Source organism: Salinimicrobium profundisediminis, assembly GCF_026241755.1.
Taxonomy (GTDB): domain Bacteria; phylum Bacteroidota; class Bacteroidia; order Flavobacteriales; family Flavobacteriaceae; genus Salinimicrobium; species Salinimicrobium profundisediminis.
The window spans coordinates 80072-95593 of the sequence record NZ_JAPJDA010000004.1 but is presented as its reverse complement, the minus strand read 5'-3'; the positions used below and the strand labels follow the sequence as shown (position 1 = coordinate 95593).

At 43.1% G+C, this 15522-nt stretch carries 11 protein-coding genes; all 11 read right to left on the bottom strand.

The features are described 5' to 3' along the window. Window positions 1–14: 14 nt before the first annotated feature. The 11 genes from OQ279_RS03500 to ruvA all read right to left on the bottom strand — a co-directional run bounded on the left by OQ279_RS03500 (window position 15) and on the right by ruvA (window position 15511). Window positions 15–377, bottom strand: coding sequence for a cytochrome C oxidase subunit IV family protein (locus tag OQ279_RS03500; protein WP_266068416.1), 363 nt, complete (start codon window positions 375–377; stop codon window positions 15–17). A gap of 18 nt (window positions 378–395) precedes the next feature. Continuing rightward, window positions 396–1376 (bottom strand): cytochrome c oxidase subunit 3, encoded by a 981-nt coding sequence (locus OQ279_RS03495; protein ID WP_266068415.1) that lies wholly within the window; start codon window positions 1374–1376, stop codon window positions 396–398. A 46-nt stretch (window positions 1377–1422) separates the two neighbouring features. Further along, window positions 1423–2004, bottom strand: a complete 582-nt coding sequence (locus tag OQ279_RS03490) for a cytochrome c oxidase subunit 3 (RefSeq protein ID WP_266068414.1) — start codon at window positions 2002–2004, stop codon at window positions 1423–1425. Next, window positions 1995–2897, bottom strand: coding sequence for a heme o synthase (cyoE, locus tag OQ279_RS03485; protein ID WP_266068413.1), 903 nt, complete (start codon window positions 2895–2897; stop codon window positions 1995–1997). The genes OQ279_RS03490 and cyoE overlap by 10 nt, the downstream gene beginning before the upstream one ends. A 115-nt stretch (window positions 2898–3012) precedes the next feature. Next, the gene (remB, locus tag OQ279_RS03480) at window positions 3013–5124 is read right to left on the bottom strand and encodes a gliding motility outer membrane protein RemB (RefSeq protein WP_266068410.1); all 2112 of its coding nucleotides are present in this window, start codon (window positions 5122–5124) and stop codon (window positions 3013–3015) included. Window positions 5125–5252: 128 nt separating this feature from the next. After that, window positions 5253–5969: an energy transducer TonB gene (locus tag OQ279_RS03475; protein ID WP_266068409.1), complete on the bottom strand. Its 717-nt coding sequence runs from the start codon at window positions 5967–5969 to the stop codon at window positions 5253–5255. Window positions 5970–6176: 207 nt separating this feature from the next. After that, complete coding sequence (locus tag OQ279_RS03470) at window positions 6177–6902, bottom strand: energy transducer TonB (RefSeq protein WP_266068407.1); 726 nt, start codon at window positions 6900–6902, stop codon at window positions 6177–6179. A 33-nt stretch (window positions 6903–6935) separates the two neighbouring features. Continuing rightward, the gene (locus OQ279_RS03465) at window positions 6936–7373 is read right to left on the bottom strand and encodes a VanZ family protein (RefSeq protein WP_266068406.1); all 438 of its coding nucleotides are present in this window, start codon (window positions 7371–7373) and stop codon (window positions 6936–6938) included. Continuing rightward, window positions 7339–7719 carry a glycine cleavage system protein GcvH gene (gene gcvH, locus OQ279_RS03460; RefSeq protein WP_266068405.1) on the bottom strand — a complete coding sequence of 127 codons (381 nt, stop codon included), beginning with the start codon at window positions 7717–7719 and terminating at the stop codon, window positions 7339–7341. The genes OQ279_RS03465 and gcvH overlap by 35 nt, the downstream gene beginning before the upstream one ends. A 59-nt stretch (window positions 7720–7778) precedes the next feature. Then, window positions 7779–14933: a T9SS outer membrane translocon Sov/SprA gene (sov, locus tag OQ279_RS03455; RefSeq protein WP_266068404.1), complete on the bottom strand. Its 7155-nt coding sequence runs from the start codon at window positions 14931–14933 to the stop codon at window positions 7779–7781. Beyond that, window positions 14930–15511, bottom strand: a complete 582-nt coding sequence (ruvA, locus tag OQ279_RS03450) for a Holliday junction branch migration protein RuvA (RefSeq protein WP_266068403.1) — start codon at window positions 15509–15511, stop codon at window positions 14930–14932. The genes sov and ruvA overlap by 4 nt, the downstream gene beginning before the upstream one ends. Window positions 15512–15522 lie beyond the last annotated feature (11 nt).

Genomic DNA, 15522 nt, shown 5'->3' with positions numbered 1-15522 from the left:
TTATGTTTTAACTTTTAGAAATCCCAGGCCACCTGCCCCCGCTGCAGTACCTCGTGAACATAATCTCCTTCAGTAAGAAGAATAAAAACAAGGTAAACGATGAGAAAACCTGCAGTCCATACCACAGAGCGTCTTAGGCCTTTGGTCTCGCCTTCCATATGCATAAAGGCCCAGGTAATATAATAAGCCTTCCAAATTGTAAGAACAATGAATATCCAGTTGATTAGCTTTAAGCTAACAAAATAGGTATGCACCAGAAAATCTGGTTTGATGATCCCCAAAATAACTTCTACAAGAGTAATGATCGAAAGGATTATAAATACCGTCCAGATCCTTTTAGAGTTCGATTCGTGTGCGTGTGTAGTATCGTGTGCCATTTTAATTCTTATTCCAGATTATACCAAATAGAAGAAAGTAAATACAAATACCCATACAAGGTCTACAAAGTGCCAGTACAGTCCAACTTTTTCTACCATTTCATAATGCCCTCTTCGCTCATAAGTACCAATAAGCACATTGAAGAAGATGATGATATTAATCAAAACCCCGGTCAATACGTGAAACCCGTGGAACCCGGTGATGAAAAAGAAGAAGTCTCCAAAAAGGGGATTTCCATATTCATTTTTTTGAAGGTTTGCCCCCTCAATAACTCCTATACCTTCGCTCTCAAGTTTTGCCAGTGATGCCTGTCTTGTCAAAATCACTTTCTCTCCTGTCTCAGTCAACTCCTGTGTTCTTATAAGAAGGTTTGGATTAGCTTCAAACCCTGCAAGCACATCATCCATTGTGAAACGTGCCAAAGTTGGCTCATCTGTAAACCAAAGGCCATTTGTTCGCTCATGCTGAATCCTTTCTTTTGGTGCAGCAACCACAAACTCATCCAGTGCAACGCGATGCCCATCATTATCTATAACCTGCAGCACATTACCACCCCTGGTTTCAATAGCACCATAGGTACCCTGAATAAAGTTCTTCCACTCCCATGCCTGTGACCCAAGGAAGATGATACCTCCAATAATGGTCAACAACATGTATATAGCCACCTTACCTCTTTTCATGTTATGGCCGGCATCTACCGCCAAAACCATAGTTACAGAAGAAAAAATAAGGATAAAGGTCATTAAGGCCACGTAATACATGGGCGCATCTACGCCATGCAAAAACGGAAAGTGGTTAAAAACCTCATCGGCAATCGGCCAGCTGTTAGAAAATTTGTATCTCGCAAAACCGTAAGAGGCAAGAAACCCGGAAAAAGTAAGCGCATCTGATAAGATGAAGAACCACATCATCATTTTACCATAGCTCACTTTCAAAGGTTGATTCCCACCGCCCCATGTTTTTCCTTCGGTACCTGTTCTGGTAACAGTCGCTTCCATAGAAAGAGTTTGATTTTTAAAGTATGGGCAAAAATAGGTTTTTTATTTATCTAAAGAAATATAAAAATAAAAACAGGTAAATCCAAAGGGCATCAACAAAGTGCCAAAAGGTAGCACCAAGTTCTAAGCCAAGTGTTTGCCCTGCATGGTACTTCTGTTTAAAATGGTTATAAATTATTACTAAAAGTACAATTATTCCTCCAAAAAGGTGCACTAAATGAGACCCAACGATCAAATAAAGGAAAGAAGTGGTAACACTACTGGCACTTCCTGTAAAGAAATATCCAGATTCCAGCAACTCGTTAAAGCTCTGGAATTGAAGGCCGATAAAAATTAAGCTAAGTACCAGTGTACCAAGAAGCCCCATGGTTGCAAGACTGTGTTTGTTCTGTTTTACCGCTTTTTCAGCAATGTGAAAAGTGACGCTGCTCAAAAATATAACCAGCGTGCTCCAGATAAAAGTAGCCGGCAACTGAAGATCAGCAAGCCAGTCGGGCCGGTTTTTACTTACAACATAGGCACTGGTAAGGCCTGCAAACATCATGGCCATACTTATAATCCCGAACCAAAGCATCATCTTTTTTGCCCTACCCTGCTTGTGCTGACTGGTTCCCTGTGTTAAATCCATACTCGAACTAATTTATCTAATACATATATTATTTGCAGCAAGGTAATGTAAGACACACTTGCAAGCATAAGTTTCTTTGCCGATTTTTCATCTCTTTTCCTGTAGAGCTGCACTGCATAATATAACATCCCCAAACCAAGAAGAAACACAAGAGCAGCAGAAAGCGGCGTGATATAGAGGGCCCCTGTCATTCCTGTGGCCGGAATCAGGGAAACGATCAAAGTCCACAGCGTATAAAGCACAATTTGCACTGCAGTTCCTTTATCTCTTTTTCCGGTAGGCAACATAAAGAACCCGCCTTTTGCATAATCGTCATACAACCACCAGCCCAGGGCCCAAAAATGCGGAAATTGCCAGAAGAACTGAATCATGAACAAGGTTCCCGGCTCAATACCAAAATCTCCCGTAGCTGCCACCCATCCCAACATAAAAGGGATAGCACCAGGAAAAGCTCCTATAAAGACAGAAAGTGGGGTCTTGGTTTTTAAAGGAGTATATACACTAACATAGAGCAAAATACTTATCGCGCCAAACATCGCGGTGCGCGGATTGATAAGATAAAGTATAACCAAGCCCAGCACCGTAAGGGTACTGGCAATAACAAACGCAGTGTTTATTGACATCCTCCCCGAAGGAACAGGCCTGTTGCGAGTTCTCTTCATTAAAAGATCAAGATCCTTTTCAAGGATTTGGTTATAAGCGTTTGACGCTCCAACCAGGCAGTATCCTCCAATAGCCAGCATGATCACTGTAAGAAAATCAATAGATTCTGCTCCTAAGAAATATCCGGCAACCGAAGAAAATACTACGCTTATAGCCAGCCTCATTTTGGTAATTTCCTTAAGATCGCTTACCAGGGAGACAGACGGACTATGTACTTGGGTGTTTTCCAAAAATGGCAATTTTGGCGCAAAGATACTTCTTAATTGGTTTTTACCAAGAACACGACAGCGTTAAATTTAAAACTGAAGAAAAAATCAAAGATTGATAATCAATATCTTATAGGGGCTACATATCGTAATACCAGTTGAAAATATCGGTGCGCAACCCAATATTGAACCAGTAGGCGGTATTCTTAAAATGATTTACGGTGTTTACTTCAGGATTAAAATTCCGGTAAATAAAACTTCCGAAGAACTTCAGGTTAGTCACCGGGTTAACAATATATCCTACTTCAGCTTGCGAAAAAAATGACTGGGTGGTATTGCCCTGTCCAATTTCCACACCTGTTTCAAAAGGCCGGTCTTCCTCGGTTCTATAGATATTTCCGCCGTAATAAGCGCCATTATCAAGAAAATCGAATCCGCGTTCTCCATAGATGGCTTTCACGTGCCCATAGTACCTGCCGGTTTTATAGCGGGCTATAGCAACCAGTTCCCTGAAATTTGCCCCCCACAAATGCGCCATAGATTGATTCGCATGCCCATAATTAAGCGTGATGGTATTGTGTGAATAAGTATAAGGTCGCACCTGGTTGTATTCAAGCTGCAAGTGAAGATCCTGAATATTAAATGCATTAAAATATTTTGTCCCAATCTGGAAGCCGTGTTTATTTTTCCAACTGCCCTCGCCTCCAAAAACATCAGTAGAAGAAAATTCATCAATAAGCCACTGCCCGTAGGTAAGAAAACTGTTGCTCCACTTATATTTTCCGGTTAGGCCAATTATAGCATTACCCGCCTGCGCCCCGGTAGAAAATTCGATCGCCCTGTAAAAGATCACGGGGTTGAGATAATTAAGGTCAAAGCCGCGGTTATTGTCATTCTCCCACATCACCGACTCAAAAAAGCCAATGTTCAATTTTTTGGTCACATTATAGCTCAGGTAATGATTTGCCATGAACTTTGTACGGTAGGAATCTTCACCCGTTACCTCTGGCCGCACATCGCGTAAAGACATCCAGGTGTTGGTGTATTTTATTTTCCAGAAGGTGGTGTTGAGCTTAAAGTATGGATAAGGCGAAGCATTATCACTTAATAATAGCGACCTGTAACCATCACCAATAAAATTCTTTCCATGACCAAATTGTAAATTGAAAAATTTCCCGGGGCTAAAAGAAAGATAGCCTTCGGCGACAGGATAGTCATATCCCTGCCCCATAAAAGGTTTGGCAATACCACGGCCGGGAATAATAGCAGCACCTTCGTTCCCCGGTCTTATTGATTCAGCGTAACGGTTAAAATAATCGGCAAACCTTCCCTGGTTCTCGTATACCACCGAGTAAAAATTTAGGTTCTTACCCAATCCCCCCTGAAAAATGGCTGCCCGTGTGTTGTTGTAAGTTACGTCCAACTCACTATCAAGATCTTTCCCTACCTGCACATCAAGCCCAAAATCTACCGTAAACCAATACCCTTCACCCTGAAATTTAAATAAATGCTCATTCCACACCTTTCTCCCTATCCAGGAGGTGACAGGTTTTTGAAGCCCCAGCAGTTCTTCTTCAAAGTTGTAGTAATCTTTTACTTCGGAAAACAAAAAAGGTTTGGAAGCCGAATGAAAATTAGTTCCCACCATGTTCACCTCATCTTCAAACCGACTGTAAAACTCGTGAGAGAGCGGAATATTAATATCACTATCTAATCTTGGATGATTAAAATCCAGCGGCTTTATCTGCTCGTATTCTTTGGTAATTTCAAGTTCTTCCTGCGGTTCCGGCACTTCTGCTTTCACAATGCTTACATTCTTTTCCTCCATAACTGCGGAAGGTACTCCGGCTTCTAAAGGAATATTTATTGGCATACGAAACTGCATATCAATGGGCCGGCTGTTATATGTGGCAGGAGAGATCTTCGGAAGGGTCTCAAAAATGCGGTTTAACTCCGCCTTTAGTTCGGGGTAGGCAGCATTGATGTAGTTCACCTGAAAATTTCCGTCGCTGGTAACTTCAAAAAGCACTACCATTTCACCCCGGTAGTTATCTTCAGCAACAACAGCGGGCAATAAAAATTCCTCTTTAATCTTCCTTTTTAGGGCAGTATTAAAACACAGTTCCTGTTTATCAAAACCTACCTCCCTGCATTCTGAAAACTGCGGAAATCTCTCCGGATCCCCTTTAAAGGACTGGGGAAAAACAAAAAGCGGAAGGAAAAAGATGAGGAGCGGGTAAAATCTAGTCATATCCTGCACAAAGCTGAATGGATTACAGGGGAAAGATACATTTTTTTAAGTATCTGATGATTTTTCCTGCACGCAAAAAAAATCCCGCAGCTACCTGCGGGATCAAAAATGCCATTTTTGACACTCTTTTATTCCTGAATCCTAAACACAATAGGCAATGAGTAAATTACACCCACCGGTTGACCACCCTGCTTCCCCGGAATTAACTCAGGGAAAGCATTTATAACCCGTATAGCTTCTTCTTCCAGTTTTGGGTGAGGCCCACGTGCCCCAATAGCTTTCACCGTGCCGTCTTTTTGCACTTTAAAGCTCACATAGATGCGGTGCAGCCCACTAAGCCCCAGTTTCTCCCCCAAAGCTTTATCAAAGGTGCGACCCACCAGCCGGTTCACCTGCTCACCAAAGCATTGTTTACGGGCATCGTTATTTTTAAGGTTTTCACATCCGGGGAATAAGGGCACCTCCTCTACTGCGTGAATATTATACTCTTCTATTTTTTCTTCTTCATCAACATACTCCACTTCGGCCACTTTCAGGATCTTTTCGGGAATTTCTGTAGGTGCTATCAGGGTTTCCTCCTTTTCAACATCATCTTTGATGATCTCCACCTCTTCAGTTATTTCCTTCGGAAGTTCGGGTGGTTTTACGTCTTCTACCTGCGTTACCGGAACAGGCTCTTCTTCAAACGCGTAAGCCATAACGAGATCTGGCTGCGATACCGGTGCCGAAGAGACCTGCCATTCTATGAGTTGCCACGCCAGGAACAGGGCCAGAACCAGGCCGAGCTGAAAAAATAAGATGCTTCTTTTTGAAAGATCTGCTTTTGCACTTTTCTTGTTTTTCATAATGATATATTTATAGATTAGTGAATTTCCAGATTAAAAGCAGACATTAAAAACATCTTTTTAACAACCTCTATAACACAACATCAATAATTAGACCGAAGAGCAGCAGCCCGTTGAAAATCAGCCTTCTTTCATCCTTACAACAAAAGTCTTAAGCAAAAAAAATCCCGCAGTAGCTGCGGGATTTTTAAATATTGTGAGACTAAATTAGTCCTGTACTCTAAAGGTAATAGGCAGAGAGTATAATACCCCAACCGGTTGACCACGTTGTTTACCAGGTTGCATCTTAGGTAGCATATTCACTACTCTTTCAGCTTCCTGCTGTAGGCGTGGGTGTGGAGCACGTGCCCCTAACACAGTTACAGCACCGTTCTTCTCAATCCTGAACTGAACGTAAATCCTGTTAATTCCTGAAAGACCAAGATCACTTCCCAAACCTGTATCAAATCTACGGTTTACGAAATCATTGATCTTTTCACTCATACAGTTTTTACGAGCCTCGTTGTTCTTTTCATTCTCACATCCAGGAAAAACCGGTACATCTTCAATAACTGCAAACGGAACGTCCCCAATTTCTTCCTCTTCTTCAACAACCTCTACTTCTTCAACTTCCACGATTTCTTCCTGGTTAGTCTCAGTAGATTCGATTACGGTCTCTTCAACCTCTTCTTCATCTTCTACAATCTCGATAACCTCGGGTGCTGGTGGCGGTGGTGGCGGTGGTGGTGGTGGTGGCGTATTCAATTCGGTGATTGGCACATCTTCCTCCTCAAAGGCATCCATATCAACCATTCCGGTATCAATAGCTTCCTTGTCGTAGGTTTTCCACTCAATCGCCTGCCAGGTGACAAAAAGCATCACGATCATTCCAATCTGGAAGAACAGAACGCTTCTCCTGGACAAATCAGCTTTTGGGTTCTTTTTGGGTTTCATAATTCCGTTTTAATTATAGGTTGGCTAAAATAATTAATTTTTCATTAAAACTAAATTTATCTTAGCTTTTAACCTCGTTAGATTTTTCCTGAGGATCCAAACGACAATTGCGGCCACTACCACTCCGATAGTATTAGCAAGAATATCAAAAAGATCCGGTTGACGATAACTGGTTATTACACCCTGAAGAACCTCAATAAAAATGCCAAAAGCAACTGAAGCCAGGGAAATAAACATTATCCTCTTAAAAAGGCCTTTTTCTTCAAAAGTAAAAAGCCCAAATAGCATCCACAGCAGGCCAAGACCAAAATAGGCACCACAGTGCATGGTTTTATCGCTCATCCCCAGGTCTTTTACCGGAGTATCGGCCAGGTTAATGAGAGACAGGTAAAGTATAAGCCCCGTGTAAATTAAGGCCGGAAAAAAGAAAAGGAGTTTAACCCTCAACAATTTCTGTATATTCTTCGGCACTCAAAAGATCGTCTAATTGAGATGGGTCGCTAAAACGGATCTTCACCATCCAGCCTTCGCCGTAAGGATCAGAATTTACTTTTTCCGGCTCGTCTTCAAGGCTCTCATTGAATTCGATGATCTCTCCAGAAAGTGGTGCAAATAGATCAGATACTGTTTTTACAGCTTCAACAGTACCAAAAACCTCTTCTCTATCCAGAGTTTCATCTACAGTCTCTACTTCAACATAAACAATATCTCCCAGCTCACCCTGGGCAAAATCGGTAATACCTACTATTGCAACATCTCCTTCAATTCTCACCCATTCGTGATCATTGGTGTACTTTAAATCTTTTGGAATTTTCATGGTTAGAAATTTATTATAACAAAGGTAATTTTTTAATCCTTTTAGTCAAGCGTCCCCTTTTAATTTCCGAAGTTATATCTCAAAGTTACGCCCGAACGTATGGTAGTTTGCGGATATGCGGTAGAAATGGCATATTCAGAGAAACTGTGATCGTAATATATTTCGGCGGTGAGGTTCTTGGAAAGGGCATAATCTGCCTTAAAATAAATAGCCCATATATCCTGCCCCGCCGTCACCTGGCTGTTATCAATATCGAGATATCTTATTACCGTCTCATTGTGCCGGTAAGAAACATCTGCTTTAAAGTTAAGGTCGCTGCTCAATATCCTTTGACGCCCTCCAAACTTCGTGTCTATTTTTAAATCTTTTATGCGATATCCCAGCCCAAGGGTATATTGGTTCCCGTTGATTTCGGTAAGCAGGTTGTTGTCAAAGCTTAATGACAATGCCCTGTCTTTCTGAATATCGGCTAAAATCTTAATCGAATTTGCCATTTCCAGATCCACCCGCACAAGCGGACTAAACTGTTCGGTAAGATTAATGTTTGAAAACAACAGCTCGCTCTTGTAATTCCCGGCCTGATCAACCTCCCGGGGATTGGCAGGCTTATAATCTAAATTGCTTTGGAACTGGTTAACCGTGTACCCGGCAGTATAACCATGATTCACCGAAAATCTCTTGAAATTCTTTCTGAACCAGGGCAGGCGCATAAAGCCAGTGTACTTAAGGTTCCAGTTGGGAAGAGGAAAATCTTTAAAAGCCCCCAGGCTAACATCATCGGGATCGGCTCCCGAATAAGCCGCCAAAAACGCCGGTAGTAGCACGTTCTGGCTGTTCCTGCCAAAACCTACCGGATAACCTTCTGCATCGGTGTCATTGGGGTCAAATCCATTGGCTACGGCCAGCCTTCTCGCCACAGCCAGCCTGTTCTCCCTGAACTCCTGAAAAGTAGCCGAAGATTCAGCCGAAGTTTGATTAAAAGCGGTCTTAAGCAGAATCGTGGAAATACTGAAGTTACCAAAAGTAAGCGGTGTAAGCGGATTATACTGTTCTCCCGTTACCCTGAAATTCTCCTGAAAGGTTTCAGAATACAACCTGTTGGCGGTTAACTGGATGGTAAGATCGGGCAGGAGAGAAACTTCAGCATTAATGCCCAGCTGCTCATTCTCTACCTCGGTGTACTGCTGGTTAAAATCTTCATATAAAGTAAGCCAGCCCTTACGCGCAGCCATGTACCTAACGTCTTCCTGACTCCCTAAAGTAAAGCCGAGAGTAGGATTCCAGGTGCCCAAAAAGCCAATATCATTGGTATATCCCGGCAAAAAGATCCCGTTGTTCTCCTGGTAGTTCACCTGAATTCTTCTTATTGAAGTGAGAAGGCCAACCAGGGTATTGTAAGTTCTATCACCTGTACCAAGCCTGGCAACATCTGCCTGCGATGGCGCTGTGGGTTTATTGCCCAATGTTGGCACCGCCTTACTACGCTCTTCAATGGTATTGGGCCCTCCACCGGGTCGGGTTCTTTTCTTGAGCCCTATATAATCATAAAGCGTCTGCATCTCCAGGTTTGCACTTATCTGGTGAACATTCGAGTTTTGAATACTGTTTCCAAGATCGGGAACATTTTCAAGGGTTTCAAAGATCTCAGAACCACGTTCCCACTGGAAGTTACCGGTATACGAATAAGTAGTTTTAAGAAAACCAAGCGCAGGGATCTTCGACAACGGTAGATCATAATTGATTTGCAGCGACTGGAAATGTTGATTTGGAATACCCGTATTAAAGAATCCGTCCCAGACTCTGGTGGTGGTATCGGGATTATTTTCATCATCAAAATAATTCCTCACCACTCTGTTGGTTGAAGAATCAAAATTAAGCCTCAGGCTTTTTGTAAAGTTGTAATTGATGGTGTACTGCCAGTCAAACAGGAAATTCCTTTGATAAAGGGTGGGAATACCATTAAGAAAACCCGGAGGCAGGTTGATCTCCCTGAACTTCTGCTCATTGTACTGCCTGAAAATCGTGGAAGTCGCCGTAATGTTCGACGGGAAAACATTGAAGTTGAAATCCCTTAAAAGTGCAAAATATGCACTGCTGTCAAGGGCTTTCACATTCCGCAACGGCTCAATATTCACTGGTGCAAATGTGTAGTCATAGGTTGCCCCCACCCGCACAGTTTGGTCAAAAGCATCTTCTATCTCAAAATCCCTGTGATCTACCTGATTGTAACTTCCCGAAACACTTAAGTTTTCAATATCATACGGCATTGGCTTATCCTCATCTACACGTTCTTTGCGCAGCCCAATCACATTGATGCTTTGACGACGGGTATAATCTTCTGCTCTTTCCTGTAGATCATCCCTTATCTCATCTGTCGCCGCATTATCAAGTACTGTCTCCAGTTCCAGGTCAAGAAATTCGGGATCATATTTTGGAGTGATCAATTCTTCACCGTAGCTGTAACTCACCGGAATTCTCAATCCCCAGTTTCTAGGCAGCAGCTGCCCCATATTTAGGTTACTCACCACATCATATTGCAAAAAGTCCTCCCTGCTTCTTTGGTTAGGCCCCTGTTCGAGAGAACCAAAACCTACCGTGCTTTTTCTTCCGGTAGCCGAAAGGTTTGCGAAATCGGCTACATTGGCATCCATATTCACGATTGCTGCCCACCCTCCCTGGTTGTTAAGCTCAGAAAGCCGAAGTTCATTGAACCAGACTTCCCCACACAAATTCCTGGAAGAGGCTTCAGAAAGGCCATTTTTGACACCCAGCATGAGCATCCTAACATTACCGAAACTTGGATTCCCTTTGATCCCAATTCTCAACTGGCCAACCTCGTAAGGTGTATCAGCAGTGACCCTGTCTCCTGCCTCACTAAAGAAATTAAGCTCGGTAGAGACTAATTCAGGGTTTCCAATAACAGTAGCTTTCACTTCCTGCAGCAGCTCAAGCGGCAAATTCATCCGGTTTTCTACAGGCCAGATTTCAGAAGCTGAAACTGCTCCAAATTCTGTTGGTTTCAGCGGAATTTCAATCTGGTAGAAGTTATCGGTAAAATCTGTACCAATCCTCACAAAGGCAACAAATTCCCCTTCCTGCCATTTTAGGCGGTTCACTACGGGTTCAGCGTGAATGAACATTTCCAGGTTTTTATACTGCCGCATGTCTAACTGGAAATTCTTATAAACGCCACGGGAATCCTGCGGTTCAAGATCACAAACATTCACAGCAAGCGACTGTTCATTCTGTCTCACCTGGGTATTATTATTCATCAATTCTTCGCGATCTACTCCCGGAGGCAGCACATACGGAATTGGCTGCCTGTTCTCGTTCTCTTCAATACTTACCGAAGAAACCGTGAAGGTAGTATTCTCATTAACCGGGTCAGATTTATCTGGATCTAGGGTTTGGGTATACCTGCGATAATCTCCACGCACCAAATCCATAGTTCCAAACCTAAGCACGGTAGGCTGTTCAAAGTCGGTCACAAACATTCGCATAAACCTGATTGACCTGAAGTCACCAATCCCGCCTTTGGCCGCAGTAGGCTCATAAATCGGGATTTTGAATTGCAGCCATCTCACCGGCATTTCCTGCCCGTTAGGCAAACTTATGCTGAAGTTCTTCACATCGGTCACATACCGGCTGTTATCAATATTCATGTTCGGGAAAACAGGTACCTCATATTCGTAGTAGCTGTCAACCGTGTTCATGGTATTGTCGCGGTTAAGATCTTCAACAGTAGGAAGCGTGCTGTTACCGCGATTTGTGTTGGTAACATCGGGCGGGGAGTTACCATCAATGCCGTTGTAATCGTAATAGCGCTCTAAAATTCCTCCGGAAGCATTCAGAAAATAATCATAATTATCGGCTGCAGGATCGGGAAGGTTACCAAAACCGGGATATTGCACAGCTTCTTCGACATCTGAAAGTCCGTCGTAACCTACATCCTGATTCAGCCTTTCCTGCCCTTCAGTATTAAAAGCATAAATAAGGGACTGGTTTGATGGCACCTTACCAAATTCGGTAGAAGTAGTATTTTCTACACCTCCATTTACAGGGAGACCATTTTCGTATTGTTTTCTACCATCTTTTAAAACATCTTCGGAAATATTTCCGAGGTTAAAGACAAGTGTCCCCCCGTTATTACCCGCATTTTCTGAATACAGGAAGGGATCCATCATCCAGAATTCGATGTATTCAACATTGCTTTGCTCAAAGTTGGTAGAATTGATAGCCCGGCTGATGCCCCCAAAATTCTCTGCAGGATTTGGCAGGGTATTTCCGCCGGCAGCCTGCGGATTATAATTGTATGGCCCCCTAATATTTGGATAATAGGCAAGATCTAGCGTATAAAGCACCTGAGACTGCCCCTGCACCACATCTACATTAGGGAAGATCTCGTTTAGAAACACCCTGCGGGTAGCATAGCTGGAAAGATCTGAATCTGAAACACCCGAAGGCCTGTTGCTTCCGTAGAAAACAGGGTCAATATTGTACCAGGCCAGTTTGGCTCTTTTGTAATTGGTTGCCAGGTTTCCGTTAGCCAGTTCGCCTCCAAAACCAAGCGGCACACTTGAAAGTTCCCAACCCAACGGATTATCTATAGCTATAGAGGTTTGTGCGGCTTCAAAATCATCAACGTAAGTGGTAGCACGCCCATCAAATTCACTTCCTTTTGGTGCTCCCGGAATTAAATATGCAACTTCCCCGCGCAGCGATAAATTAGATGCCACATCGGTGTCAATATTGGGAAGTTTATTCACCCAGCGTGTCAAAAAGGGCAATTCGGTAGAGTAATTCAGGTTGAGCCCCAGGATGGTGTTATTGATGGGCTCATAACTGTAGTTGGATTTTTGAGTTAGTGGGCGTTCATTCAGGTTTAAATAAGTTGCCCCCATCAGGAAGTTCTCATTGAAGAGATGCTCCACGTTAATCCCGGTAAAACGTTTTGTTTGCTGCCCAAAAAGGGCATTATTCTCTGTTGATATTTGAATAGGAATATTTGAGGCCAGTAAAGCTTCATCCAGGATCTGAACCCTTCCAAACTGGTAGTTCACCACATAATCTACCCCTTCCTGCAGCACACGACCTCCCGCTGTTACAGTAACCGATCCCTGCGGAACATTAAAGGCTCCTATCGAAATTCCTTCAACATTTGAAGATTTGTAACGCCCGCGAAGCTGAAATTTATTCTTTTCGGCCTGCTCCTGTTCTGCCTGGGTCTTGGTAGTTTCGTAGAGCGTCCTAAAAACATACTTCTGCTGATTGGCATTCCAGGTTTCGGGAAGTTCGTACCTCTCAGAACCCGTGTTTGGGTTGAGATCAAGTTTTTTAAAGAGATAACTTCCGAAGGGTTCTACCGAAGTGAAAATAATATTTCCCGTTTCAGCGTTAATAGTGATTCCCGGCACAAAGTCGAAAAAACCGTCGCCACCCGAAATTGGGTCTCCCGCAACATTTAGATTATCAAGGTTAAATACCCTTAAAAGTGTGGTTTGCTCTACATCTTCAGGCAGAGGAACACCGTCAACTCCTGTGATGTAATTGAGGGGTTGAGGATCGGTATAGACAATGTTCATCCTAAAATCTTCCCGCTCCAAATTGAATGCTGCAAGGTTGTAGATGTTTTTCATCATAAGATCCCACACCGGCTCATCTACATTGGTAACAGAGCTCTTCAGCATTTTCACCACCAGGTTTTGAGAGACAGAAGATTCTATCCCCGTGCCTCCAGAGGCGTCAATCCCATCACTGGCAAATTCTCCCACCTGGTAAACTTCTCCCCCCACGGTGTATTGAAAAGCCACTGCAAGAATCTCATCGCTCGCCAGCCTTTGATTTAGGGAGATATACCCGAGCCTGGTATCCAGCCTGTATTCTGTAGGTTTTAACTGCCTGGCATTTTCCAGTTTCACGTAATCTCTTCCTTCCGAAACCTGCAAACCGCCGAAACCAGATTCTACCCTGGCCACATCTCTTATTGCCGGGGTAAGCACAGATTCATGAGGGCCTGTTATTCCAAATGGGTTAAGGTCGTTATTTCGGTTATCGGCAAAGGAACCTTCGGGGCGGTTAAAGAAACCAGCCGGCGCATTTTCCAAACCAATATTTCCAGGTACCGGGGCTTCCCCCAGATCCTGTATAGCGACAATATTCCTGGTATTGGTAAGATTTTGAACATTATTTGTCCTGTTGGTAACCCAAACCTGCACCCTGGTAATTTGAACATTAGAGTTTATAAAAGGGTAGTTTTCAAGAGCTTCATCATATTGATCGCGAAAGTAATGAGCGAGGAAAAAGTGCTTATTCTCGTCATATTCAATAGCGAATTTATCGAACTCCTGCACGGTTGCACCACCTTCTACATTCACGGTGCGCCGTTCGCTCTTTTGTTCAGAAAAAACTCCGGTTATTGTGGTTTTACCAAACTGAAGCTGGGTCTTGATCCCAAATAAACTCTGCGCGCCCTGTATCAAAGCCGAGTTGAGCGGCATAGTAATATTCCCCACCTCGATCTTCTGAATGATATCGTCTTCGGTAGGCGTATATTCCAGCTTTAACTGGTTTTGAAAATCGAAAGTAGATTCGGTATCGTAGTTGGCAGTTACCTTAAGACGTTCTCCAACATTCCCCAAAAGGCTTAACTGAATGCGCTGATCAAAGTCAAAAGTAAACGAACTTCTGTTTCGCGGTGAGAACGCAGGATTATCTCTTTTGGAATACAGCACTCCCAGATCAAGCGCGACCGATCCCTGCGGAATAAATTCTATTTCGCCGCCGCCAAAAATATTTTGAAAGAAATCTGAATTCACATAAAAACCGGGAAGCAAATCTCTCTGCCCTTCCTCTGTACCTTCTTTTCTTCCTGAAAGTGCATCAGATTTTTCCTTAAAATACTGCTGCATTTCTTCCTGGATCACCAGCTCCTGGTATTCTTGCGGAGTGAGAATGAGTGGCGCGGTGATATTGAGCCTTCCCAGGGTTTCGGTATAAACATACCGGTCAAGCACAGGATCATAGGTATAGGAAGCAACTATGCTGTTAGGATTAGGCAACCTGAGTTTCCCCAGGGAATATCCTGTTTTTGTGCTGTCCTGTTGAACGAGTGTATCCTGTGCCAGGGCAGGCGAAGAAAATACCAGCACACCAAGGAATGCAAGGGAAATTGAAAGCCAAAACCTGGAATTATAATTTTGCTCCAAAGGAGTCATAGTTTTTTAAGTGCCTGCTTAATAAGAGATTCCACTGAAGCATCGGGTTCTGCCTTCACAATTTTCTCCACAACTTTTTCTGATTGCTTTCGTGTATACCCAAGGGTCTCTAAAGCTGATAACGCTTCTTCACGGTTTGTATTGCTTTGAGTTGCTGAAACTTCATCAATACCAAATACTTTTACAATTTTGTCTTTAAGATCAATGATCACCCGCTGCGCCGTTTTAGCCCCAATGCCTTTAATCCCCTGAATGGTAGCCACATCACCTGCAGCTATTGCTTCCATAATTTGCCCCGGTTCAAGGGAAGATAACATGCTGCGGGCAGTACTTGCGCCCACTCCTGAAACTGAGATCAAAAGCCTGAAAATTTCCCTTTCGGTTTTTCCCCAGAAACCATACAGGGTATGCGAATCTTCTTTTACCTGAAGGTGGGTGTACAACTGCAGGGATTCTTCTGAAGGAATTTGGGAATAGGTGTTAAGGGAAATATGAATAAAATACCCAACCCCGTTGCAATCGATCACTACATTCGTCGGATTTTTTTCAACCAGGCGGCCTTTAATACTATAGATCATGAAAAGTAGAC

What these genes read in the sequence shown, in the direction of transcription:
- remB (WP_266068410.1), bottom strand. Translation starts at nt 5,124, where the DNA reads ATGACTAGATTTTACCCGCTCCTCATCTTTTTCCTTCCGCTTTTTGTT.
- OQ279_RS03500 (WP_266068416.1), bottom strand. Translation starts at nt 377, where the DNA reads ATGGCACACGATACTACACACGCACACGAATCGAACTCTAAAAGGATC.
- OQ279_RS03490 (WP_266068414.1), bottom strand. Translation starts at nt 2,004, where the DNA reads ATGGATTTAACACAGGGAACCAGTCAGCACAAGCAGGGTAGGGCAAAA.
- OQ279_RS03475 (WP_266068409.1), bottom strand. Translation starts at nt 5,969, where the DNA reads ATGAAAAACAAGAAAAGTGCAAAAGCAGATCTTTCAAAAAGAAGCATC.
- OQ279_RS03470 (WP_266068407.1), bottom strand. Translation starts at nt 6,902, where the DNA reads ATGAAACCCAAAAAGAACCCAAAAGCTGATTTGTCCAGGAGAAGCGTT.
- gcvH (WP_266068405.1), bottom strand. Translation starts at nt 7,719, where the DNA reads ATGAAAATTCCAAAAGATTTAAAGTACACCAATGATCACGAATGGGTG.
- OQ279_RS03495 (WP_266068415.1), bottom strand. Translation starts at nt 1,376, where the DNA reads ATGGAAGCGACTGTTACCAGAACAGGTACCGAAGGAAAAACATGGGGC.
- ruvA (WP_266068403.1), bottom strand. Translation starts at nt 15,511, where the DNA reads ATGATCTATAGTATTAAAGGCCGCCTGGTTGAAAAAAATCCGACGAAT.
- sov (WP_266068404.1), bottom strand. Translation starts at nt 14,933, where the DNA reads ATGACTCCTTTGGAGCAAAATTATAATTCCAGGTTTTGGCTTTCAATT.